Origin of the sequence: Xanthomonas sp. CFBP 8443 (genome assembly GCF_025666195.1) — a bacterium.
GTDB lineage: Bacteria > Pseudomonadota > Gammaproteobacteria > Xanthomonadales > Xanthomonadaceae > Xanthomonas_A.
Window position 1 is genome coordinate 1,700,982 of record NZ_CP102592.1, and the last position, 20,161, is coordinate 1,721,142.

Below are 20,161 nucleotides of genomic sequence, written 5' to 3' on the forward strand. Positions count from 1 at the left end.
TAAGGGGAAGCGCGATGAAGCACAAGCAAAGTGGCATGACGTTGACGTCGTTCGTGATCGTGCTGGCGGTGGTCGGGTTCTTCGCCTACATCGGCATGAAGCTGTTCCCGATGTACATGGAGTACTACGCGGTGCGTTCGGCGATGAAGGGTCTGGCCGCCGAGCCGGGCAGCGCCGACATGGATCCGGCGCAGGCGAAGATGCTGTTGTTCCGCCGCCTGGACATCAACAACTCCGACAACGTGACGCCGGACGACGTCAAGTTCGACCGCATGGACAATGGCTGGAAGATGCACGTGGTCTACGAAGTGCGCAAGCCGCTGGTCGCCAACCTGGACGTGGTCGGCAAGTTCGATATCACCCAGGACCTGACGACGCGCGGTGGCGAGTAAGACCATCCAACGCGGCGACCGGATCGGTCACCGCTTCGCCGAACCGCAGCTGCTGGCGCAGGCGCTGACCCATCGCAGCGCCGGCGCGCCGCACAACGAGCGGCTGGAATTCCTCGGCGACAGCATCGTCAACCAGCTGATCGCCGAAGCGCTGTACCGGCGCTGGCCCAAGGCCGACGAAGGCGCGCTGACCCGCGCCCGCGCCGAGCTGGTGCGCGAGGCCTCGCTGGCCAGCATCGGCCGCCAGCTGGAACTGGGCGAGCGGCTGACGCTGGGGCCGGGCGAGATGAAATCCGGCGGGCATCGCCGCGATTCGATCCTGGCCGACGCGGTCGAGGCGGTGGTCGCCGCGATCTACCTGGACGCCGGGTTCGAGGCCTGCCGTGCGGTGATCCTGCCCTGGTTCGAGACGGCGCTGGCCGCACTGCCGGTGGGCAAGGCCGAGAAGGACGCCAAGACCCGCCTGCAGGAATGGCTGCAGGCGCGGCAGCGCAGCCTGCCGGCCTACGAACTGATCAGCGAGACCGGCGACGACCACGCCAAGCTATTCCGGGTACGCTGCGTACTCGCCGAGCCTGCCCTCGTCACCGAGGGCGAGGGCACCTCGCGACGGCTGGCCGAACAACAGGCCGCCGCCGCCGCCATCGAGCAACTGGATTCGAGCAAGTGAACGAGCAAGCGCCTCCTTACCGCAGCGGCAGCGTGGCCGTGATCGGCCGCCCCAACGTGGGCAAGTCCACCCTGACCAACGCCCTGGTGGGCGCCAAGGTCAGCATCGTCTCCAACCGCCCGCAGACCACCCGGCACCGCCTGCTGGGCATCGCCAGCTTCCCGGAAGGGCAGTTGGTGCTGGTCGACACGCCCGGCCTGCACCGCGAGCAGAAGCGCGCGATGAACCGGGTCATGAACCGCGCCGCGCGCGGCTCGCTGGAAGGCGTGGACGCCGGCCTGCTGGTGATCGAGGCCGGGCGCTGGGACGACGAGGACACGCTGGCGTTCAACGTGCTCAGCGACTCGGGCATCCCGGTGGTGCTGGTGGTGAACAAGGTCGACCGGCTCAAGGACAAGACCGCGCTGCTGCCGTTCCTGCAGCAGGTCAGCGAGGGCCGCAGCTTCGCCGCGGTGCATCCGATCTCCGCGCTCAAGCGCAAGGGCCTGGAAGCGCTGGTGCGCGACCTGCTGGCGCTGGTGCCGGAAGCCCCGGCGATGTTCGGAGAGGACGAGATCACCGACCGCAGCCAGCGCTTCCTGGCCGGCGAACTGGTGCGCGAACAGCTGATGCGCCAACTCGGCGAAGAACTGCCGTACGCGACCACGGTGGAGATCGAACGCTTCGCCGAGGACGGCGCGCTGCTGCGCATCGGCGCGGTGATCTGGGTCGAGCGCGAAGGCCAGAAGGCGATCGTGATCGGCAAGGGCGGCACCCGCCTGAAGGACATCGGCGCCAAGGCCCGGCAGCAGATGGAGCGCCTGTTCGGTGCCAAGGTGTTCTTGGAGACCTGGGTCCGCGTGCGCGAAGGCTGGTCGGACGACGAGGCGGCGCTGAAGGCGTTTGGGTACGGGGAGTGAAGCTCGGGACTCGGGACTCGGGACTCGGGACTCGGGACTCGGGACTCGGGATTTTCGCAAGTTCGACGCATTTGCGCTGTTCTGTGGGAGGGGCTTCAGCCCCGACGCGTTATCGGTAAGGCGTCGGGGCTGAAGCCCCTCCTACAGAAAAGCGGCTGAGCTAAGCTGCAAGGACGGCGCTTTTTTTCTTCAAAAAAAGCGCCACTTTTTTTCATCAAATCGCTTGACAGCGATTTGTCCCGGGACATCATCCTGCCGTCCCGAGTCCCGAGTCCCGAGTCCCGAGTCCCGAGTCCCGAGTCCCGAGTCCCGATGTTCATAGAACACGAACCCGCCTTCGTCCTGCACGCGCGCCCCTGGCGCGAGACCAGCCTGCTGGTCGAGGTGCTGAGCGCGCGGTACGGGCGGCTGGGCCTGCTGGCGCGGGGCGTACAGGGGCCGAAGAATCAGCCGCTACGCGCCGCGCTGCAGCCGCTGCAGTCGATCCGCTTCAGCGCGCAGCGCCGCGGCGAGCTGGGCCAGCTGCGCGCCGCCGAGGCGCTGGACACGGCGCCGCGCCTGAGCGGGGACGGCATGCTCGCCGGGTTCTACATCAACGAACTGACCCTGCGCCTGGCGCCGCGCGACGATCCGGCGCCGGACCTGTACCTGGCCTACGCGCGGGTCCGCGCGCGGCTGAGCGCGGAGGCGCCGCTGGCGTGGACGCTGCGCTGCTTCGAACGCGACCTGCTGGATGCGCTGGGGGTCGGCTTCGACTTGCGCCACGACGGCGACGGCGAGCCGATCGACCCGGCCGCGCGCTACGTGCTGGACGCCGAACACGGCCCGCGCCGCCTGTTGAGCGACCGCGGCCACGACCAACGCAGCGGCATGGCCACCGGCCGCGCGCTGCTGGCGCTGGCCGCCGACGAGATGCCGGTGGCCGAGGACCTGCCCGGCCTGCGCCGCGGCATGCGCGTGGTACTGCTGCATCACCTGGGCGGGCGCGGCCTGAAGTCGTGGGAGATGTTGGAGGATCTGGCTAGGGCGGGGCGGCTAACGTCGGGACTCGGGACTCGGGACTCGGGACTCGGAACAGCGGAGTCGGGAACGGGGACCGGGGACCAGGGCCCCGTGGTGGAGCCGGGACCAGGGACCGGGGACCAGGGACCGGGAACAGCAGAGTCCGTGGACGGCGGCAAACGGGGCTGAGCGGATGGAGCTCGGTGCGGCGTTCGCGGTTCTTGCCGCGACCCGGCGCTGGAATGGCACGCGACGACGACACGCCGGACTATTCCGGATGGTCACGGTCCCCGTTTCAACGCAACGATGCTGCCGCGGTTTGCCGATGCCGGATTGCAGATGGCAAGGCGGCGCCGGCTGTTCCGAGTCCCCAGTCCCGAGTCCCCAGTCCCGGCCTCAATGCAGCAACGCCGCCACAGCCTCGCTGAACTGGTTGCGCGCCTGCGACGACGCCGGATCGCCCTGCAGCTGGCGCACCGCGCGCGCCAGCCGGGCGGCGCCGACGAAGCCGCAGCTGGCCTGCAGCCGGTGCAGGTGGTTGCGCACGGCCTGTTCGTCGCTGAGCTGCAGCGCCGAGGCGACCGCGTCGCGGGTACCGGGCAGTTCGGCCAGGAACAGTTCGCGCAGCGCGATCAGGTGCGAGCGCTCGCCGTTGAGCGCGACCAGCGCGGTGGTCTCGTCCCAGTCCACCGCCGCTTCCGCCGCGCTCGGCGCGGTGCCGACGCGGCCGCGGACCAGCAGCCGGCGCACGGCCTGCAGCAGGCGTTCGGGGCTCAGCGGTTTCAGCAGCACTTCGGCGAAGCCGGCGCCGAGCAGGCGCTCGCGCACCGCGTCGCTGGCATCGGCGGTGTGCGCCAGCGCCAGGGTGCCGGGGCGCAGCCGTTGCAGCCGCTGCAGCAGGTCGGCGCCGTTGCCGTCGGGCAGGTTGGCGTCGATCAGCCACAGGGCGTGTTCCTGGGTCTGTGCGCTGGCCAGTGCGGCGGAGACGGTGTCGGCCAGATCGACCTGCGCGGGCAGGGATTCCAGTGTCACTTGCAAAAACGCGCGACTGATCGGGTCGTCCTCGACCAGCAAAAGTCGCGTCACAGGGTCCTGGGTCGATGCCATCCTTATGCCTCCATGCGGCCTGGGCGCATCTTAGCGGCTGCGACGATGCGTCGCACCACTTTGCGCCGCCGCCGCGACGTCCGCAAGCGGGCGCCCCGGTGGTGGGATCTGCGGCCGGATCGGGATAGGCCACGGCGAGGCGACGGGCCGCGCGCCCAGCCACGCCCTGGCGATCCGGGCGCATCGGCACGCCCTGGCGCATCTGCGACAATAGCCGCCCTTTTCCGCCCGCAGCCTGCCGCCACGTGGCCCGATCCAGAAAACGCCTCGACCGCACCCCGTTCCAGACCGAGATCGTCGACCTCAGCCACGACGGCCGCGGCGTCGCCCGCCCCGAAGGCGAGGGCGGCAAGGTCGCCTTTATCACCGGCGCGCTGCCGGGCGAGACGGTCCTCGCCGAACCCACCGCGCGCAACCGCCATTTCGACGAGGCGCGCACCCTGCAGGTGCTGCAGGCCTCGCCGCAGCGGGTGCAGCCGCGCTGCCCGCACTTCGGGGTCTGCGCCGGCTGCGTGCTGCAGCACTTGGCCGAGGACCAGCAGATCCTGGCCAAGCAGCGGGTGCTGACCGACAACCTGGAGCGGATCGGCCACGTGACCCCGCAAACGGTGCTGCCGGCGCTGTCCGGCGAGCCCTGGGGCTACCGGCGCAAGGGCCGTTTCTCGGTGCGCCGGGTGGAGAAGAAGGACAAGACCCTGGTCGGCTTCCGCGAACTCGATCCGCGCTTCGTCGCCGACCTGTCGGTGTGCCACACGGTGATCCCGCAGATCGGCTTCAAGGTCAGCGCGCTGGCCGAACTGGTCGAGAGCCTGGACGGCAAGCGCGACATCCCGCAGATCGAATTCATCGCCGGCGACGCCGCAGTGGCGCTGACCTTCCGCCACATGCAGCCGCTCAGCGCGCGCGACCAGGCGGCGCTGGTCGCCTTCGCCCAGGCGCACGATTTCGCCATCTTCCTGCAGCCCGGCGGCGTGGACACGGTGCATCCGCTGTACCCGCAGGAAGTGCCGCTGTCGTTCCGGCTGCCGCAGTGGGACGTGGAGCTGGCGTTCCGGCCGCTGGACTTCATCCAGGTCAACGCCTCGCTCAATCAGAAGATGATCGCGCACGCGCTGGCGCTGCTCGACGCGCAGCCGGGCGACCGTGTGCTCGACCTGTTCTGCGGGCTGGGCAACTTCACCCTGCCGCTGGCGCGCACGGTGCGCGAAGTGGTGGGGGTGGAAGGCGATGCCGGACTGGTGGCGCGGGCGCGCGACAACGCGCAGCGCAACGGCCTGGACAACGTGCAGTTCCACGCTGCCGACCTGACCCAGGACCAGCGCCAGGCGCCATGGATGCGCCAGGGCTTCGACAAGCTGCTGCTCGACCCGCCGCGCTCCGGCGCGATCGAGGTGCTGCGGCAGCTGCCGCTGGAGACGTTCCAGCGCATCGTCTACGTCAGCTGCCATCCTGGCTCGCTGGCGCGCGACGCCGGCTACCTGGTCAACGAGCAGGGCTTCGTGCTGAAGGCCGCCGGCGCGATGGACATGTTTCCGCATACCGCGCATGTGGAGAGCATTGCGGTGTTTGAGAAGCCGGGATTGGGGATTCGGGATTAGGGATTCGTAACAGCGCGGTCTGCGCGCTGGCTTATGCTTTGACCAATCCCGAATCCCCAATCCCCAATCCCATGCCCATTGAAATCGAACGCAAATTCCTCGTCACCGGCGACGGCTGGCGCGCTGCCGCGCATGCGGTGATCCCGATGGCGCAGGGCTACATCAACGACCAGGCGGCGATGGACAGCGGTGCGCAGAAGGCCTCGGTGCGGGTGCGCATCCAGGGCGAGGAGGCGTTCCTCAACCTGAAGTCGCGCGCGCTCGGGCATACCCGCCAGGAGTTCGAGTATCCGCTGCCGCTGGACGATGCGCGCGCGCTGCTGGCGCTGTGCGTGGGCGGGCTGATCGACAAGCGCCGGCACCTGGTGCAGCACCAGGGTCATCTGTGGGAGGTGGACGAGTTCCTCGGCGACAACGCCGGGCTGGTGGTCGCCGAGATCGAACTGGGCAGCGCCGACGAAGCCTTCGCCAAGCCCGACTGGATCGGCGCCGAAGTCACCGACGATGCGCGCTACTACAACCTGGCGCTGGCCTCGCATCCGTTCTGTCAGTGGCCGCAGGGCCGGGATTAGGAATTCGGGATTAGGGATTCGCAAAAGCGGGCCGCGTGCGGCGATCGGGTTTATGCTTTTGCGAATCCCTAATCCCGAATCCCGAATCCCCGCTCATGCGCATCGACATCTGGTCCGACGTGGTCTGCCCCTGGTGCTGGATCGGCAAGCGCCGGCTGCAGCAGGGCATCGCGGCGCTCGGCGCGGACGCGCCGGCGCTGGAGATCCATTGGCATCCGTATCTGCTCGATCCCGATGCCGGCACCGAGCCGGTGCCGCTGCGCAAGGCCTATGAAGCCAAGTTCGGGGGCGCCGCGCGCACCGAGCAGATCCTGGCGCAGACCCAGGCCACCGCGCGCGCCGAGGGTCTGCCGTTCGATTTCGACCGCGGCCAGGTGCGGGTGACCACGCTGCCCGCACACCGGCTGCTGTGGCTGGCCGCGCGCGAGGGCGATGCCGAGGCGGTGGCCGAGGCGCTGTTCCATGCGCATTTCGCCGAGGGGCGCAATCTGGCCGAGACAGACACGCTGATCGAGGCCGGCGCCGCCGGCGGGCTGCCCGCGGCGCGCGTGCAGGCGCTGCTGGACGGCGACGAGGGCCTGGCCGAGATCCAGGCGCAGTTGCAGCAGGCGCAGGCGATGGGCATTCGCGCGGTGCCGACCTACGTCATCGACGGCCGCCACGCGATCCAGGGCGCGCAGCCGCCGGAAGCGTTCGCCGACGCCCTGCGCGGCCTGCTGCCGCCGGCGTCCGCCGCGGACCGGGACTGCGGCCCCGACGGCTGCGCGGTGTAGGCCTGCTGCGCTGCGGCGACCTGCGGCGCATAGCGCACCGCCAGGCCTGGGCCGCGGCACGCCGGCGCCTCGACCTGTCGCCGACGCCGGCATCTGCGACAATGCCCGCCCAGGCGCACCGAACCGCGCTGGCAGGAGAATCCCCCGCATGCTCGCGATCGGCGTCGCCGGTACCGAACTCACCGCGCAGGAACGCGACTGGCTGCAGCACGACGCGGTGGCCGGCGTGGTCCTGTTCAAGCGCAATTTCGCCTCGCGCGCGCAGGTCGCCGAGCTGGCGGCGGCGATCCGTGCCGCGGCGGCGCGGCCGCAGCTGATCTGCGTGGACCAGGAAGGCGGCCGCGTGCAGCGCTTCCGCGACGGCTACAGCGCGCTGCCGCCGCTGCACGGCTTCGGCGCCTTGTATGCGCGCGACCGCGAGGCGGCGCTGGCGCTGGCCGAGCAGCACGCCTGGCTGATGGCCAGCGAGGTGCGCGCCAGCGGCGTGGACCTGAGTTTCGCCCCGGTGGTGGACCTGGCGCGCGGCAACCGCGCGATCGGCGACCGCGCCTTCAGCGACGATCCGCAGGTGGTGGCCGCGTTCACCGCCGCCTACGTGCGCGGCATGCACAGCGTCGGCATGGCTGCCACGCTCAAGCACTTCCCCGGCCATGGCACGGTGCTGGAAGACACCCACGTCGACAGCGCCGAGGATCCGCGCCCGCTCGAGCTGCTGCGCCAGGAAGACCTGGTCCCGTTCGCCGCCGGCATCGCCGCCGGCGCCGATGCGGTGATGATGGCGCACGTGGTGTATCCGCAGGTGGCGCCGGAACCGGCCGGCTACTCGCCGCGCTGGATCCAGCAGATCCTGCGCCAGGAACTGGGTTTCCGCGGCGTGGTGTTCTCCGACGACATCGGCATGGCCGCCTCGTTCGCCGCCGGCGGCGTCGCCGCGCGCGTGTCCGCGCACCTGGACGCCGGCTGCGACGTGGTCCTGGTCTGCCATCCCGAACTGGTGGAGGAGTCGCTGCAGGCCGTGCGCGACCGCCCGCTCAATACCGCCGCGCTGCTCGGCCTGATCGGCCGCGGCGCCCTCGGCTGGGACGGCCTGCTCGCCGATGCCCGCTACGGCCACACCCAATCCCACCTGCTCGCAACCTTCGGAAAAACCGCCTGATGTCCACTCTCACCATCGCCCAGGCCCTGGCCCAGGCCGACTTGCTGGTCGATCGTCCGCAACTCGACCAGGCCATCGCGCGCATGGCCGACGCCATCGCCGCCGACTACCGCGGCGAGATCCCGGTCTATCTGACCATCATGCACGGCGCGCTGCCGTTCGCCGGGCAGCTGGCGCTGGAACTGGGCGCGCGCGGCCAGGACCTGCAGCTGGATTACCTGCACGCCACCCGCTACCGCGGCGAGACCGTCGGTGGCGAGCTGGTGTGGAAGCACCGCCCGGCCACCGCGCTGTACGGGCGCCGCGTGCTGCTGCTCGACGACATCCTCGACGAAGGCCTGACCCTGCTGGCGGTGCGCCAGTGGTGCCTGGAGCAGGGCGCCACCGACGTGCGCATCGCGGCGCTGACGGTCAAGCGCCACGATCGCTGCGTGGATGGCGTCAGCGCCGACTACGTGGGCGTGGACGTGCCGGACCGCTACGTGTTCGGCTTCGGCATGGACGTCAACGAAGCGCTGCGCAACCTGCCGGCGATCTACGCGATGAAGGAATAGCGCGCGCCGCAGGGCGCCGCTTCCTTCATGCGCGCCGGCCGTCGCGGCTGGCGCGCGCGTACGTTTCGATTCGAGGATCCGCATGGACAACATCGCACTGGCCGTGATCGGCGGCACCGGCGTCTACAAGCTCGCACAACTGGACGACGTGGAGACTCGCGAGGTCGACACGCGCTACGGCAGTCCGTCCGGCCCGGTGCGCATCGGCACGCTGCTCGGCCACCGGGTCGCGTTCCTGGCCCGCCACGGCGAAGGCCATTCGCTGCCACCGCACAAGATCAACTACCGCGCAAACCTTGCGGCGCTGCAGCAAATCGGCGCCACCCGGGTGCTCGCGCTCAACACCGTCGGCGGCATCGGCGAGCGCTTCGGGCCGCGCGTGCTGGCCTGCCCGGACCAGCTGATCGACTACACCTGGGGCCGCATCTCCACGCTCAGCGAGGAGTCGGGCAGCGAGGTGCTGCACGTGGATTTCGGCCACCCGTATTCGCCGATGCTGCGCAGCAAGGTCCTGGCCGCCGCGCGCGTGACCGGCGCCGACGTGGTCGACGGCGGCTGCTACGGCGCCACCCAGGGGCCGCGGCTGGAAACGATTGCAGAGATCGCGCGGCTGCGCCGCGACGGCTGCGACCTGGTCGGCATGACCGGCATGCCGGAAGCGGGCCTGGCGCGCGAACTGGGCCTGGAATACGTGTGCCTGGCGATCGTGGCCAACTGGGCCGCCGGCTGCGGCGACGCGCAGGAGATCACCCTGGCCGAGGTGCTGGCGAACGTGGAGGCGGCGTCGGCGGGGCTGCCGGAGCTGATCGGCGAACTGGCGCGCGGGTGATTGTCTTCGCTGCCCAAGCTTTGCATACTCCGCCGGTGCGGGATGCCGCACAACCACCACCCATTCATTGCACAAGGTCTCGCATCACCATGCCGAACGGTACCGTCAAGTGGTTCAACGACGCCAAGGGATTTGGCTTTATTTCGCCGGAAGACGGCAGCGCCGATGTATTCGCGCACTTCTCCGCGATCAATTCCAAGGGCTTCCGCAGCCTGCAGGAAGGACAGCGTGTCAGCTACGACCTGACCCAGGGTCCGAAGGGCGCGCAGGCCTCCAATATTACGCCTGTCGAGTAAATTTCCTGCTCGGCTGAGCTGTTTTTGAGCCCCGCTTCGGCGGGGTTTTTTATGGACGCGATGCCGCTGCGGCATCGCCCGCGATCAGTGGATGCGATGAAGCAACGGATGCAGATCGGCATCGTCGGCTACGGCACGGCGGGCCAGGCCCTGGCGCTGCTGCTGGCGCGCGACGGCCACCAGGTGCAGGTGTTCGAACGCGCGCCGCAGCCGGGTCCGGTCGGCGCCGGTTTCCTGCTGCAGCCGACCGGGCTGCAGGTGCTGTGGCGGATCGGCCTGCTCGAGCAGGCGCTGGCGCATGGCGCGCCGGTGCGGCGCCTGTACGGCGAAACGCCGTGCGGCCGCGTGGTGATGGACATGCGGTACCGCGACCTGGATACGCGCCTGTTCGGCCTGGGCATGCAGCGCGGCGCGTTGTTCTCGCTGCTGGCGCAGGCCTGGGACGGCTACGCCGAACTGCAGCGCGACACGCACATCGTCGCCATCGACGATGGCCTGCGCCGGCTGCAGGACCAGCACGGGCGCTGGCATGGGCCGTTCGACCTGGTCATCGCCAGCGACGGTTCGGCCTCGGCGCTGCGCGCGCAGGTTCAGGGCACGCGTCTGGACCGGCTCTATCCGTGGGGCGCGCTGTGGTGCCTGCTGCCACGCGGCGACTGGGCCTTCGCCGACGAACTGCGGCAGCGCTATGTGGCCGCGCGCAAGATGATCGGGCTGCTGCCGGTCGGTACCCGCCCGGGCGATCCCGAGCCGCGCATGAGTTTCTTCTGGAGCCTGCCCACCGCCGATTTCGACGCGTGGCAGACGCGCGGCATGGAGGCGTGGCTGGACGAGGTCGCGCAGCTGTGGCCGCAGGCGCGCGAGCGCCTGGCGCAGGTGTGCGCGCCGGCGCAACTGGCGCGGGCCAGCTATCGCGACGCGGTGCAGCAGCGCTGGTATCGCGGCCGCCTGGTGCTGGCCGGCGACGCGGCGCATTCGATGAGTCCGCAACTGGGGCAGGGCGTCAACATGGCGCTGATGGATGCGTGGGTGTTGAGCGAAGCCTTGCGCGAAGCGCCGGACCTGGACGCGGCGCTGGCGCGCTACCAGGCGCAGCGCCATGCGCACGTGGCGGTGTACCAGTTCTGGAGCCGCTGGCTGACCCCGCTGTTCCAGTCCGAGCGCGACCTGGTGGCGCGCGTGCGCGACGTCGGCATGCTGCCGGCCGGGCGCATGCCCGGCGGCCGCGGGCACATGTTGCGCGTGCTCAGCGGCACCCAGCATGGCTGGTTCGGCAAGCTGGCGCTGGAGCCAGGATTTCTGCAGGCGCTGGCGGAGACAGCAGCAGTGTCACCGATTGCGGCGGGGCCGGCGCACGGCGAACAGGTGCGGTGAGCCAGCGTGTTCGTGCAGGTGGCGACCGACGTCGTTTCTGCGATCGGCAGGCCTGTTGCGATGCCGCGGCGCCGTCGCTTCCCTGTGGGAGGGACTTCAGTCCCGACGCGTTATCGATAAACGTCGGGACTGAAGTCCTCCCACAGCGGGCGATCTGAGTCTCCAGGGCCGCGCGTTATTCCATCGCCGCCGGCAACGCCAGCGCCGCGCCTTCGACGCAGGCGACCAGGCGTTCGCCCGCATCCAGCACCGGCGCCACGCCGGCGGTGAAGTGCGAGAACGCCGGCAGCACCGTCATCCGTTCGCGCAGCCAGAACGCCGGCCAGCGCGGGCGCAGCCCCGGCAGCTTCGCCAGCGGATGCAGGTGCCCGCACAGCACGTGTAGCTGCGCGTGCGGCACCGGATCGTGGCGCAGCGCGAACGGGCCGTCCTCCACCTGTTCGCCGAGCAGCGCGATGTCCAGCCCCGCGCCGGCCAGCGCGCGGTCGTGGTTGCCGGCGATCGCGGCCACGCGCAGCTGCGGATGCGCATCGCGCCAGGCGTGCCAATCCCGTTGCCAGGCGGCCGCGGGCGCGGCGCCGTGCAGTACGTCGCCGAGGATCCATAGTTCCTGCGCGGCCTGCGCCTGCACCAGCGCGGCGAGGCGTTGCAGGTCCAGCGCGGTGCCGCCGCTGGGCAGGCCGATGCCGGCGCGGCGGAACACGTCGGCCTTGCCCAGGTGCAGGTCGGCGATCAGCAGCCGCCGGCGCGCCGGCCAGTACAGCGCGCGTTCGCCGAGCAGCGCCATCCGCTCGCCGGCCAGGGTCCAGGCCAGCTCAGCGCGCATGGCGTCGTTCCAGCTGCGCGGCGGCGCGCATCACCCGCGCCTTCCAGTCCTCGGTGCTGAGCTGCCCGCGGATGCTCTCGGCCCACAGCGGGAACGACAGCGGGGTCAGGCTGCGCGGCGTGCGCAGGGCCAGTTCGCGCGCGGCGCAGTCGTGCAGCGTGGCGGCGAGCCGGGTCAGCTCCATCTCGCCCTGCAGCACTTCGCGCTCGGCCTGCGCCAGCAACAGGTGTTCGGGATCGAAGCGGCTCAGCACGTCGTACAGCAACCCGCTGGAGGCCTGCAGCTGGCGCAGGCTGCGTGGCGTGCCGCCGGGCAGGCTGGGCGGCAGCAGGCCGGACACGCGCGCGATCTCGCGGAACTGGCGCCGCGCCAGTTCACCCAGGTTGAGGCTCTCGCGCAGGTCCTCGAACAGATGCTCGGGGCTGAGCAAGGCGCGCAGCAGGTCTTCATCGATCGCCACTTCCTGCGCCGGCGACAGCACCAACCCATAGTCGTTGGCGGCGAAGCTGAAGGTGTTGCGTTGATGCCGGCCCCAGCGCAGCGCCAGCAGCGCGGCCAGGCCTTCGTGCACCTGGCGCCCGGCGAACGGATACACGAACACGTGACGGCCGTCGCGGGCGCGCACGCTTTCCACCAGCAGCCGCTGCGGCGACGGCAGCGCCGACAACGCGCGCTGCAGGCCGAGCAACGGCGCCAACGCGCGCAGTTCCTCCTCACCGCGCGGCTCGGCGAAGACCGCTTCCACTTCGTGCGCCAGCGCCGAGGACAGCGGCATGCGCCCGCCCATCCATTTCGGCACGCTGCCGTCGCCGCCCTTGGCCAGGCGCACGTAGGCGGTCATGTCTTCCAGCCGCACCAGCTCCAGCAGGCGGCCGGCGAACTGGAAACGGTCGCCGCGGCGCAGGCGACCGACGAACTGCTCCTCCACCGCGCCGAGCCGGCCGCCGCGCAGGAAGCGCACCGCGACGCTGCCGTCGCTGGTGATGGTGCCGATCGACAGGCGGTGGCGCAGCGCGATGCGGCGGTCGTGCACGCGGTACACGCCGTCGTCGTCACGCACCACCTTGCGGTAGTCCGGGTACTGCGCCAGCGCGCGGCCGCCCTGCACGACGAAGTCCAGCACCGCGTTCCAGGTGGGCGCATCGAGCGCGGCGAACGCGGCGGTGCCGCGGACTTCGTCGAACAGTGCATCGGCGCGGAAGCCGCCGCCCAGCGCGCAGCTCACGCAATGCTGCGCCAGCACGTCCAGCGACAGCCGCGGGGAGGGACGCGATTCGATGCGGCCGTGGGCGATGGCGCGGCGCGCGGCGGCGTACTCGACCAGCTCCAGCGCGTGCGTGGGCACGCACAGCACGTGGCCGGCCTCGCCGGGGCGATGCTTGGCGCGGCCGGCGCGCTGCAGCAGCCGCGCCACGCCTTTCGGGCTGCCGATCTGCAGCACCTGGTCGACCGCCGGGAAGTCCACGCCCAGGTCCAGGCTGGAAGTGGCGACCACGCAGCGCAGGCTGCCGTCGCGCAGGCCCTGCTCGGCGGCGCTGCGCAGCGCCGGGTCCAGCGAGCCGTGGTGCAGGGCCAGCGTGTGCGTGTCCTCCGGCCACACCGAGTCCAGCGCCTGGTGCCACAGTTCTGCCTGCGCGCGGGTGTTGGTGAACAGCAGGCTGGTGCGCACCGCGAACAGTTTTTCCAGCACCCGCGACAACTGCGCCAGGCCCAGATGGCCGGCCCACGGGAAGCGCTCGCCGCTGGCCGGGGCCAGCGTTTCCAGGGTCAGCGTGCGCGGCTTGACCCCGGCCACGATCGGCGCATCCGGCACGTGCGGCAGCAGCACGTCGCGCGCTTCGTCCAGGTTGCCGAGCGTGGCCGACAGGCCCCAGGTGCGCAGCGCCGGCGCCCAGGCGCGCAGCCGCGCCAGGCACAGCTGCAGCAGCACGCCGCGCTTGTTGCCGAGCAGTTCGTGCCATTCGTCGACGATCACGCAGCGCAGCGTGGCCAGCTGCGGCGCGGTGTCCGGATAGGACAGCAGCAGCGCCAGCGATTCGGGCGTGGTCACCAGCACGTCGAGCTTGCCGCTGCGCGCCAGGCGCTTGTCGCGCGCGCTGGCGTCGCCGGTGCGCAGGCCGATCTGCCAGTCCAGGCCCAGCTCCTGCGCCGGCTCGCGTAACGCGCGCAAGGTGTCGGCGGCGAGCGCGCGCAGCGGGGTGATCCACAGCACTTTCAGGTCGCGCTGCGCTTGGCGGCGCGTCCGGGTGGCCGCTGTCGACCTGCTTGAGCTGACAGCGCTCTTGCCGCGACGCGGCGCCTTGCGCGCTGCCGCCTGCCGCGCGGCCTGTTCGCGCAGGCCTTCCAGCAGCGGACCGCCGAACGCGGCCAGGGTCTTGCCGCTGCCGGTGGGCGTATGCAGCAGGCCCGAGCCGCCATCCAGATAGTGCCGCCAGAGTTCGCGCTGGAACGGCAGCGGTTGCCAGCCCTGTGCGGCGAACCACGCGTACAGCGGCGCATCGGCCGGGCGCTTGCGCGCCTGCGGCGGCGTCATCGCGCCAGCGCCTGCAGCGTGGCCAGCCGGTCGGCCTCGGCGAACGGCTTGTCGTGGCGCCAGCGCAGGATGCGCGGGAAGCGCACTGCGATGCCGGACTTGTGCCGGCTGCTCTTGTTCACCGCTTCGAAGCCGAGTTCGAACACGTGATACGGCGTCACCGCGCGCACCGGGCCGAAGCGCTCGGTGGTGTGCGCGCGGATCCAGCGGTCCAGGGCCAGGATCTCGCTGTCGTCCAGGCCCGAATACGCCTTGGCCACCGGCACCAGCTGCTCGCCGTCCCACAGTCCGAAGGTGTAGTCGGTGTACAGCGTGCTGCGGCGGCCGTGGCCGGCCTGCGCGTACAGCAGCACCGCGTCGATGGTCAGCGGTTCGATCTTCCACTTCCACCAGTCGCCGCGGCGGCGCCCCGACTGATAGGGCGAGGAGGCGCGCTTGAGCATCAGCCCTTCCACGCCGCGTTCGCGCGCCTGCTCGCGCAGCGTCGCCGCCGCCTCCCAACTCGCGGCCTGCACCTGCGGCGACAGCACGATGTGCGGATCGGCATGCGCGTCGAGCAGGGCCTGCAGTTGCGCGCGGCGCTGCGCCAGCGGCTGTTCGCGCAGGTCGATGCCGTCCAGTTCCAGCAGGTCGTAGGCGAGCACCCGCGCCGGCGTATCGGCCAGCGTCTTGGCGCCGGGCTTGCGCCGCTGGATGCGGGTCTGCAGTGCGGTGAACGGCAGCGGCGCGGCGTCGCCGTCGCGCCAGCCGAGCAGTTCGCCGTCGATCACCGCATCGCGCGGCAGCGTCGCCGCCGCCGTTTCGATCTCGGGGAAGCGGCCATCCAGGCGTTCCTCGCCGCGCGACCACAGCGCCACTTCGCCAGCGCGGCGGATCAGCTGCAGGCGGATGCCGTCCCATTTCCATTCCAGTTGCCAATCGTCGATCGCGCCGAGCGTGGCGGCCTCGTTTTCCAGCGGCGAGGCCAGGAAGAACGGGTAGGGCTGCTGGCGGTCGCTGGCCAGCACCTCGTGCGAGAGCAGGTCTTCCAGTGCGGTCGGGGTCGGCGACCACGCGCCGAGCATGCGCTGGGCGATGCGCGCGATGTCGATGCCCGACATCGCCGCCAGCGCCTGCTGCACCAGCCGCTGCGACACGCCCACGCGCAGCGCGCCGGTCAGCAGCTTGTTGAACAGCAGGCGCTCGTCGAAATCCAGGCTGCGCCAACCGGCGAGCACCGCGGCGTGGCGCGCGGCCGCGTCCTGCGCGGCCACCGGCAGCAGGCGCTCTTCGATCCAGTCGCGCAGCGGCGCCGGATCCGAGGCTTCGGCCGGATCGTCGAGCAACAGGGTCAGGGTTTCGGCGAGATCGCCGACGTGGTCGTAGCTGTCGTCGACCAGCCAGCCGGGCAGGCCGCTTTCCTGCGCGATCCACTCGCGCAGTTCGCGGGTGTTGGCGATGCGCCGCAGTTTGCCGCCGCTCAGCAGCCAGATCGCCCAGGCCGCATCGGCCGGCGGCGCCTGCTCGAAATACGTGACCAGCGCGGCGCGCTTGTCCAGCGTCGCGGTGCTCTGGTCCAGTTGCCGGTACAGCGCGGCGAAGCGCTTCATTCCTCGGCACCGTAGTCGGTGCGGAACGCCTCGGCGGCGACGCCGCGTTCGTTCAGGGCGCGGATGATCGCATCGGTATTGCCGTGCGTGGCGATGACCCGCCGCGCGCCGGTTTCTTCGATGGTGCGCAGCAGGTCGGGCCAGTCCGCATGATCGGACACCACGAAGCCGCGATCGTAGTTGCGCCGGCGGCGGTTGCCGCGCAGGCGCATCCAGCCCGAGGCGAAGCCGAGCTGCGCATGGCGGAAGCGGCGCAGCCACGGGCTGCCTGCGGCCGACGGCGGCGCCAGCACCAGTTGCCCGGCGTAGTCGGCGCGCTTGTCCATCTCGGCGACCGGTTGCGTATCCAGCATCGCCACCCCCGCCTGGCGATACACCGCCACCCCGGCGGCGACCGCGCCATGCAGCAGCGCCGGCTGGTCGTCCCACGGCTGCAGCTCGGCCAGCACCCGCTGCGCCTTGCCCAGCGCGTAGCAGAACAGCACCGCGGCCTCGCCGCGCGCGGCGCACTCGCGGCGCCAGGCGACGATTTCGCGTGCCACCGCGGCGGTGTCCGGCCAGCGATACACCGGCAGGCCGAAGGTGGCCTCGGTGATGAAGGTGTCGCAGCGCACCACCTCGAACGCGGCGCAGGTCGGGTCGGGCTGGCGCTTGTAGTCGCCCGAGGCCACCCACACCTCGCCATCCACTTCGATGCGCACCTGCGCCGAGCCGAGCACGTGGCCGGCCGGATGCAGCGACACCGTCGCTGCGCCCAGCGTGAAGCGCGTGCCGTAGTCGTACGCGCGGTACGCCTGCTCGCCGAGGCGCCAGCGCAGGATCGGCAGGCTGGCGGCGGCGCAGTGGTATTCGCCCATGCCGGCGCGCGCGTGGTCGCCGTGGCCATGGGTGATGACCGCGCGCGGCACCGGGCGCCAGGGGTCGATATGGAAGTCGCCAGCGGGGCAGTACAGCCCTTCCGGGCGCAGTACCACCAGGTCCTGGGAAGCGGGTTTGGGCATGGCCGCCACTGTGTCCAAGGCGGTGTGCAGGAGATGAGAATCCAGCCCGGCGGTTCACGGCGCGGGGATGCATCGGCCACAATGCGGGACGCGCTTCTGGGAGGGAGATGCATGCAACGGGAACTGCCCGCATTCGCCACGCACGTGGTCGACAACCAGCCGCCGCCGTTCGAGCCGCGCGACCTGTGGAGCGACGATGCGGTGCTGCGCGCCGCGGTCGCGCGCGAAGGCGACGACGCGTTCGCCGCGCACCTGGCGCAGTACGGCGCGCTGGCTGGCGATACGCTGTACCGGCTCGGCTTCGACGCCAACCGCGACCGCCCGCGGCTGCGCACGCACGACCGCTACGGCCGGCGCATCGACACGGTCGAATTCCATCCGGCCTACCATCAGTTGCTGGATGCAGCGAAGGCACACGGCGTGGCCGGCCTGTCCTGGCATACGCCGCAGCCGGGCGCGCACGTGGCGCGCGCGGCGCTGAGCTATCTGCATCACCAAGCCGAGGCCGGCACCAGTTGCCCGTTGACGATGACCCACGCCGCGGTCGCGGTGCTGCGCCAGGAACCGGCGCTGCGCGAGTGGGCCGACAAGGCCGCCGCGCCGCATTACGACCCGCGCGACGTGCCGATCGCCGACAAGGCCGGCATCACCCTGGGCATGGGCATGACCGAGAAGCAGGGCGGCTCGGACGTGCGCAGCAACGCCACCGTCGCCACGCCGCTGGGCCGCGACGGCGAGTACGCGCTGGTCGGGCACAAGTGGTTCTTCTCCGCGCCGATGTCCGACGGCTTCCTGGTGCTGGCGCAGGCCCCGGGCGGGCTGAGCTGCTTCCTGCTGCCGCGGCGCCTGCCCGACGGGCAGCTCAATGCGCTGCGCTTGGTGCGGCTGAAGGACAAGCTCGGCGACTGGTCGAACGCCTCCAGCGAGGTGGAGTTCGCCGGCGCCTGGGCGCAGCGCATCGGCGAGGAAGGGCGCGGCGTGGCGCGCATCATCGGCATGGTGATGCTGACCCGGCTGGACTGCATGCTCGCGGCCGCCGCGCAGATGCGCATGGCGTTGGCGCAGGCGCTGCATCACGCGCGGCATCGCATCGCGTTCGGCAAGCGCCTGGTCGAGCAGCCGCTGATGCGCAACGTGCTCGCCGACCTGGCGATCGAATCCGAGGCCGCCACCGCGTTCGCGCTGCGCGTGGCGCGCGCGGTCGATGCGGCCGAGCGCGACCCGGCCGAGGCGGCGTTCGCGCGCATCGCCACCGCGCTGGGCAAGTACTGGCTGTGCAAGCGCGCTCCGGCCTTCGTCAACGAAGCGCAGGAATGCCTGGGCGGCGCCGGTTATGTGGAGGAATCGATCCTGCCGCGGCTGTACCGGCAGGCGCCGCTGAATTCGATCTGGGAAGGCAGCGGCAATATCCAGTGCCTGGACGTGCTGCGCGCACTGGCGCGCGAGCCGCGCAGCGCGGCGGCGCTGCTGGCCGAGTTGGAAACTGCGACGGGCGTAAGCGCGGACTACGACAAGGCGCTGGACGCGCTGCGCACGTCGCTGGCCGGCACCGGCGACGTGGGCGAATACGCCGCACGGCGCGTCACCGAACGCATCGCGCTGACACTGCAGGCCGCGCTGCTGTTGCGCAGCGCGAGCCCGGCCGCCGACGCGTTCGTCCACAGCCGCCTGGCCGGCGCGCATGGATTGGCGTTCGGTACCTTGGAGGCGGATGTGCCGGTGGAGGTGTTGCTGGCGCGTGCGTTGCCGTGACCGTGCGGCCGTACCCTCAGCCCAACCCCTCTCCCGGTGGGAGAGGGGCTAGTGCTGTTCCTTCTCCCCTTGGGACCATGGCCCCCTTTTCGGGGAAGGTGCCCCGCAGGGGCGGATGATGGTGCGAGCGCAGCCTCGTGCACTCAAACTCCACGAGACGCTTCGCGCCGTACCCTCACCCCAACCCCTCTCCCGATGGGAGAGGGGCTGCGCTGTTCCCGAGTCCCGAGTCCCGAGTCCCGCGCCTCAGCCTCAATGCCGCGTCCCGCGCTTGCCTCCCCCCTTGGCCTGGGTCGCTTCCACCGACAGGGTGAAGCTGCGCTCTTCGCCGTCCAGCATCGCGCCGACGCCGACCAGTTGGCGCTTGATCTCCTCGCCGCGGCCGTTGCGGATCGTCACCACCACCGTGTACTCCCACGCGGTGCCGTCGGCGGGATGCTGGATGGTGCCCTGCACGCGCAGCGGCACCGTGGCAGTCGGTGCCGATTGCTGCAGCACCGCCGAGTCGAAGCGCAGGTGGTGCTTGCAGGCCGGGCAGACGCTGGCGCTTTCCAGGATCGTCGCCTTGCAGTGCGGGCAGGTCCGGGTCGCCCCCGGGGTGCCGGGACGCGGCGTGCTCATGCGCCGGCGTCTGACTCCGTCGGCTTGCCGCTCTTGCGGCCCTTGTCGTCTTCCCAGCCGAAGTCGGCCTGGCCGCGCATCCGCGAACCGGCGGCCACGGTCAGCGAGCCGGCCTTGACGTCGCCGATCAGCGCGCCGGACGCCAGCAGGTCCACCTGCGCCGCCGATTCGATGTTGCCTTCCAGTTCGCCGGCGATGGTCACCTTGTTGGCGCGCACGCCGCCGCTGAGCTTGGCGCCGGTCTCGATGGTCAGGTCGCCCTGCACGTTGACGTCGCCCTTGAACTTGCCGGCGATGCGGATATGGCCGGTGCCTTCGATCTTGCCTTCGATGGTGATGTCGGCGGCGATCAGCGACTCCTTCGCCGCCGGCGCAGCGGCGCGCGTGGGAATGGGCGCGGCCGCGGCGACCGCGACGGCGGATTCGCCAACCACCGGATCGACCGCTGGGCGCGGCTCGGGCGTGGCGGTGGCGGCAGGCGTGCCAGGCAGCGGCGGGCCATCCTTGCGCGGGGTACCCTGATCTTTCCAGATGGACATGCGCAGACGTCTCCAGTCGGGGGAACCCGGACTATCGCCGCTCTACTGCGTATATTTTGTGACAATCATCTCTAAAGT

The 20,161-nt window shown here is 71.0% G+C and carries 20 protein-coding genes; 13 read left to right on the forward strand and 7 right to left on the reverse strand.

What is annotated here, in order from left to right:
• The first annotated feature begins 14 nt into the window (after positions 1 to 14).
• From NUG20_RS07310 to recO, 4 genes are all read left to right on the forward strand, one after another.
• Complete coding sequence (locus NUG20_RS07310; protein ID WP_263397709.1) at positions 15 to 392, forward strand: DUF4845 domain-containing protein; 378 nt, start codon at positions 15 to 17, stop codon at positions 390 to 392.
• Positions 382 to 1,062 carry a ribonuclease III gene (gene rnc, locus NUG20_RS07315; protein WP_263397710.1) on the forward strand — a complete coding sequence of 227 codons (681 nt, stop codon included), beginning with the start codon at positions 382 to 384 and terminating at the stop codon, positions 1,060 to 1,062. The genes NUG20_RS07310 and rnc overlap by 11 nt, the downstream gene beginning before the upstream one ends.
• Positions 1,059 to 1,961: a GTPase Era gene (gene era, locus NUG20_RS07320; RefSeq protein ID WP_263397711.1), complete on the forward strand. Its 903-nt coding sequence runs from the start codon at positions 1,059 to 1,061 to the stop codon at positions 1,959 to 1,961. The genes rnc and era overlap by 4 nt, the downstream gene beginning before the upstream one ends.
• A 312-nt stretch (positions 1,962 to 2,273) precedes the next feature.
• On the forward strand, positions 2,274 to 3,152 hold the full coding sequence (gene recO, locus NUG20_RS07325) for a DNA repair protein RecO (protein ID WP_263397712.1): 879 nt from the start codon (positions 2,274 to 2,276) through the stop codon (positions 3,150 to 3,152).
• Positions 3,153 to 3,359: 207 nt separating this feature from the next.
• Here the strand turns inward: recO and NUG20_RS07330 are convergent, their stop codons facing one another.
• A complete protein-coding gene (locus tag NUG20_RS07330) occupies positions 3,360 to 4,070 on the reverse strand; it encodes an Hpt domain-containing response regulator (RefSeq protein WP_263397713.1) in 711 nt (236 codons plus the stop codon).
• A gap of 245 nt (positions 4,071 to 4,315) precedes the next feature.
• On the opposite strand from NUG20_RS07330, the gene rlmD reads away from it, so the two are divergent.
• The 8 genes from rlmD (at position 4,316) to NUG20_RS07370 (ending at position 11,222) form a co-directional block, all read left to right on the forward strand.
• Complete coding sequence (gene rlmD, locus NUG20_RS07335; protein ID WP_263397714.1) at positions 4,316 to 5,668, forward strand: 23S rRNA (uracil(1939)-C(5))-methyltransferase RlmD; 1,353 nt, start codon at positions 4,316 to 4,318, stop codon at positions 5,666 to 5,668.
• A gap of 71 nt (positions 5,669 to 5,739) precedes the next feature.
• Entirely contained in the window at positions 5,740 to 6,240 is a 501-nt protein-coding gene (locus NUG20_RS07340; protein ID WP_263397715.1) for a CYTH domain-containing protein, read from the forward strand.
• A 95-nt stretch (positions 6,241 to 6,335) separates the two neighbouring features.
• Positions 6,336 to 7,013 (forward strand): DsbA family oxidoreductase, encoded by a 678-nt coding sequence (locus NUG20_RS07345; RefSeq protein ID WP_263397716.1) that lies wholly within the window; start codon positions 6,336 to 6,338, stop codon positions 7,011 to 7,013.
• A gap of 148 nt (positions 7,014 to 7,161) precedes the next feature.
• Positions 7,162 to 8,169, forward strand: coding sequence for a beta-N-acetylhexosaminidase (gene nagZ, locus NUG20_RS07350; RefSeq protein ID WP_263397717.1), 1,008 nt, complete (start codon positions 7,162 to 7,164; stop codon positions 8,167 to 8,169).
• Complete coding sequence (locus NUG20_RS07355; RefSeq protein ID WP_263397718.1) at positions 8,169 to 8,723, forward strand: hypoxanthine-guanine phosphoribosyltransferase; 555 nt, start codon at positions 8,169 to 8,171, stop codon at positions 8,721 to 8,723. Before nagZ ends, NUG20_RS07355 begins: the two co-directional genes overlap by 1 nt.
• A 76-nt stretch (positions 8,724 to 8,799) precedes the next feature.
• Positions 8,800 to 9,552 carry an S-methyl-5'-thioinosine phosphorylase gene (locus NUG20_RS07360; protein ID WP_263398411.1) on the forward strand — a complete coding sequence of 251 codons (753 nt, stop codon included), beginning with the start codon at positions 8,800 to 8,802 and terminating at the stop codon, positions 9,550 to 9,552.
• An 89-nt stretch (positions 9,553 to 9,641) separates the two neighbouring features.
• Complete coding sequence (locus NUG20_RS07365; RefSeq protein ID WP_053841138.1) at positions 9,642 to 9,848, forward strand: cold-shock protein; 207 nt, start codon at positions 9,642 to 9,644, stop codon at positions 9,846 to 9,848.
• 96 nt (positions 9,849 to 9,944) lie between these two features.
• Complete coding sequence (locus NUG20_RS07370; protein WP_263397719.1) at positions 9,945 to 11,222, forward strand: FAD-dependent oxidoreductase; 1,278 nt, start codon at positions 9,945 to 9,947, stop codon at positions 11,220 to 11,222.
• Positions 11,223 to 11,397: 175 nt separating this feature from the next.
• On the opposite strand, the gene pdeM is transcribed toward NUG20_RS07370, so the two are convergent.
• The 4 genes from pdeM to NUG20_RS07390 are packed head-to-tail and all read right to left on the reverse strand — an operon-like array spanning position 11,398 to position 17,171.
• Positions 11,398 to 12,048 (reverse strand): ligase-associated DNA damage response endonuclease PdeM, encoded by a 651-nt coding sequence (gene pdeM, locus NUG20_RS07375; RefSeq protein WP_263397720.1) that lies wholly within the window; start codon positions 12,046 to 12,048, stop codon positions 11,398 to 11,400.
• The gene (locus tag NUG20_RS07380) at positions 12,038 to 14,581 is read right to left on the reverse strand and encodes a ligase-associated DNA damage response DEXH box helicase (RefSeq protein WP_263397721.1); all 2,544 of its coding nucleotides are present in this window, start codon (positions 14,579 to 14,581) and stop codon (positions 12,038 to 12,040) included. The genes pdeM and NUG20_RS07380 overlap by 11 nt, the downstream gene beginning before the upstream one ends.
• Positions 14,578 to 16,170, reverse strand: coding sequence for an ATP-dependent DNA ligase (locus NUG20_RS07385; RefSeq protein ID WP_263397722.1), 1,593 nt, complete (start codon positions 16,168 to 16,170; stop codon positions 14,578 to 14,580). The genes NUG20_RS07380 and NUG20_RS07385 overlap by 4 nt, the downstream gene beginning before the upstream one ends.
• On the reverse strand, positions 16,167 to 17,171 hold the full coding sequence (locus NUG20_RS07390) for a ligase-associated DNA damage response exonuclease (protein WP_263397723.1): 1,005 nt from the start codon (positions 17,169 to 17,171) through the stop codon (positions 16,167 to 16,169). Before NUG20_RS07390 ends, NUG20_RS07385 begins: the two co-directional genes overlap by 4 nt.
• 111 nt (positions 17,172 to 17,282) lie before the next feature.
• On the opposite strand from NUG20_RS07390, the gene NUG20_RS07395 reads away from it, so the two are divergent.
• Positions 17,283 to 18,923 (forward strand): acyl-CoA dehydrogenase family protein, encoded by a 1,641-nt coding sequence (locus tag NUG20_RS07395; protein WP_263397724.1) that lies wholly within the window; start codon positions 17,283 to 17,285, stop codon positions 18,921 to 18,923.
• Between the two features lie 252 nt (positions 18,924 to 19,175).
• Here NUG20_RS07395 and NUG20_RS07400 read toward each other — a convergent pair whose 3' ends face one another.
• Together NUG20_RS07400 and NUG20_RS07405 are read right to left on the reverse strand one after the other, a co-directional pair.
• Complete coding sequence (locus tag NUG20_RS07400; RefSeq protein ID WP_003479271.1) at positions 19,176 to 19,544, reverse strand: hypothetical protein; 369 nt, start codon at positions 19,542 to 19,544, stop codon at positions 19,176 to 19,178.
• Positions 19,541 to 20,083 carry a bactofilin family protein gene (locus NUG20_RS07405; protein WP_263397725.1) on the reverse strand — a complete coding sequence of 181 codons (543 nt, stop codon included), beginning with the start codon at positions 20,081 to 20,083 and terminating at the stop codon, positions 19,541 to 19,543. The genes NUG20_RS07400 and NUG20_RS07405 overlap by 4 nt, the downstream gene beginning before the upstream one ends.
• Positions 20,084 to 20,161 lie beyond the last annotated feature (78 nt).

Bases quoted from the DNA above. Each gene is read 5' to 3' on its own strand.
- NUG20_RS07310 (WP_263397709.1), top strand. From the start codon at position 15: ATGAAGCACAAGCAAAGTGGCATGACGTTGACGTCGTTCGTGATCGTG.
- recO (WP_263397712.1), top strand. From the start codon at position 2,274: ATGTTCATAGAACACGAACCCGCCTTCGTCCTGCACGCGCGCCCCTGG.
- NUG20_RS07330 (WP_263397713.1), bottom strand. From the start codon at position 4,070: ATGGCATCGACCCAGGACCCTGTGACGCGACTTTTGCTGGTCGAGGAC.
- NUG20_RS07340 (WP_263397715.1), top strand. From the start codon at position 5,740: ATGCCCATTGAAATCGAACGCAAATTCCTCGTCACCGGCGACGGCTGG.
- NUG20_RS07345 (WP_263397716.1), top strand. From the start codon at position 6,336: ATGCGCATCGACATCTGGTCCGACGTGGTCTGCCCCTGGTGCTGGATC.
- nagZ (WP_263397717.1), top strand. From the start codon at position 7,162: ATGCTCGCGATCGGCGTCGCCGGTACCGAACTCACCGCGCAGGAACGC.
- NUG20_RS07355 (WP_263397718.1), top strand. From the start codon at position 8,169: ATGTCCACTCTCACCATCGCCCAGGCCCTGGCCCAGGCCGACTTGCTG.
- NUG20_RS07365 (WP_053841138.1), top strand. From the start codon at position 9,642: ATGCCGAACGGTACCGTCAAGTGGTTCAACGACGCCAAGGGATTTGGC.
- NUG20_RS07370 (WP_263397719.1), top strand. From the start codon at position 9,945: ATGAAGCAACGGATGCAGATCGGCATCGTCGGCTACGGCACGGCGGGC.
- pdeM (WP_263397720.1), bottom strand. From the start codon at position 12,048: ATGCGCGCTGAGCTGGCCTGGACCCTGGCCGGCGAGCGGATGGCGCTG.
- NUG20_RS07380 (WP_263397721.1), bottom strand. From the start codon at position 14,581: ATGACGCCGCCGCAGGCGCGCAAGCGCCCGGCCGATGCGCCGCTGTAC.
- NUG20_RS07385 (WP_263397722.1), bottom strand. From the start codon at position 16,170: ATGAAGCGCTTCGCCGCGCTGTACCGGCAACTGGACCAGAGCACCGCG.
- NUG20_RS07390 (WP_263397723.1), bottom strand. From the start codon at position 17,171: ATGCCCAAACCCGCTTCCCAGGACCTGGTGGTACTGCGCCCGGAAGGG.
- NUG20_RS07395 (WP_263397724.1), top strand. From the start codon at position 17,283: ATGCAACGGGAACTGCCCGCATTCGCCACGCACGTGGTCGACAACCAG.
- NUG20_RS07400 (WP_003479271.1), bottom strand. From the start codon at position 19,544: ATGAGCACGCCGCGTCCCGGCACCCCGGGGGCGACCCGGACCTGCCCG.
- NUG20_RS07405 (WP_263397725.1), bottom strand. From the start codon at position 20,083: ATGTCCATCTGGAAAGATCAGGGTACCCCGCGCAAGGATGGCCCGCCG.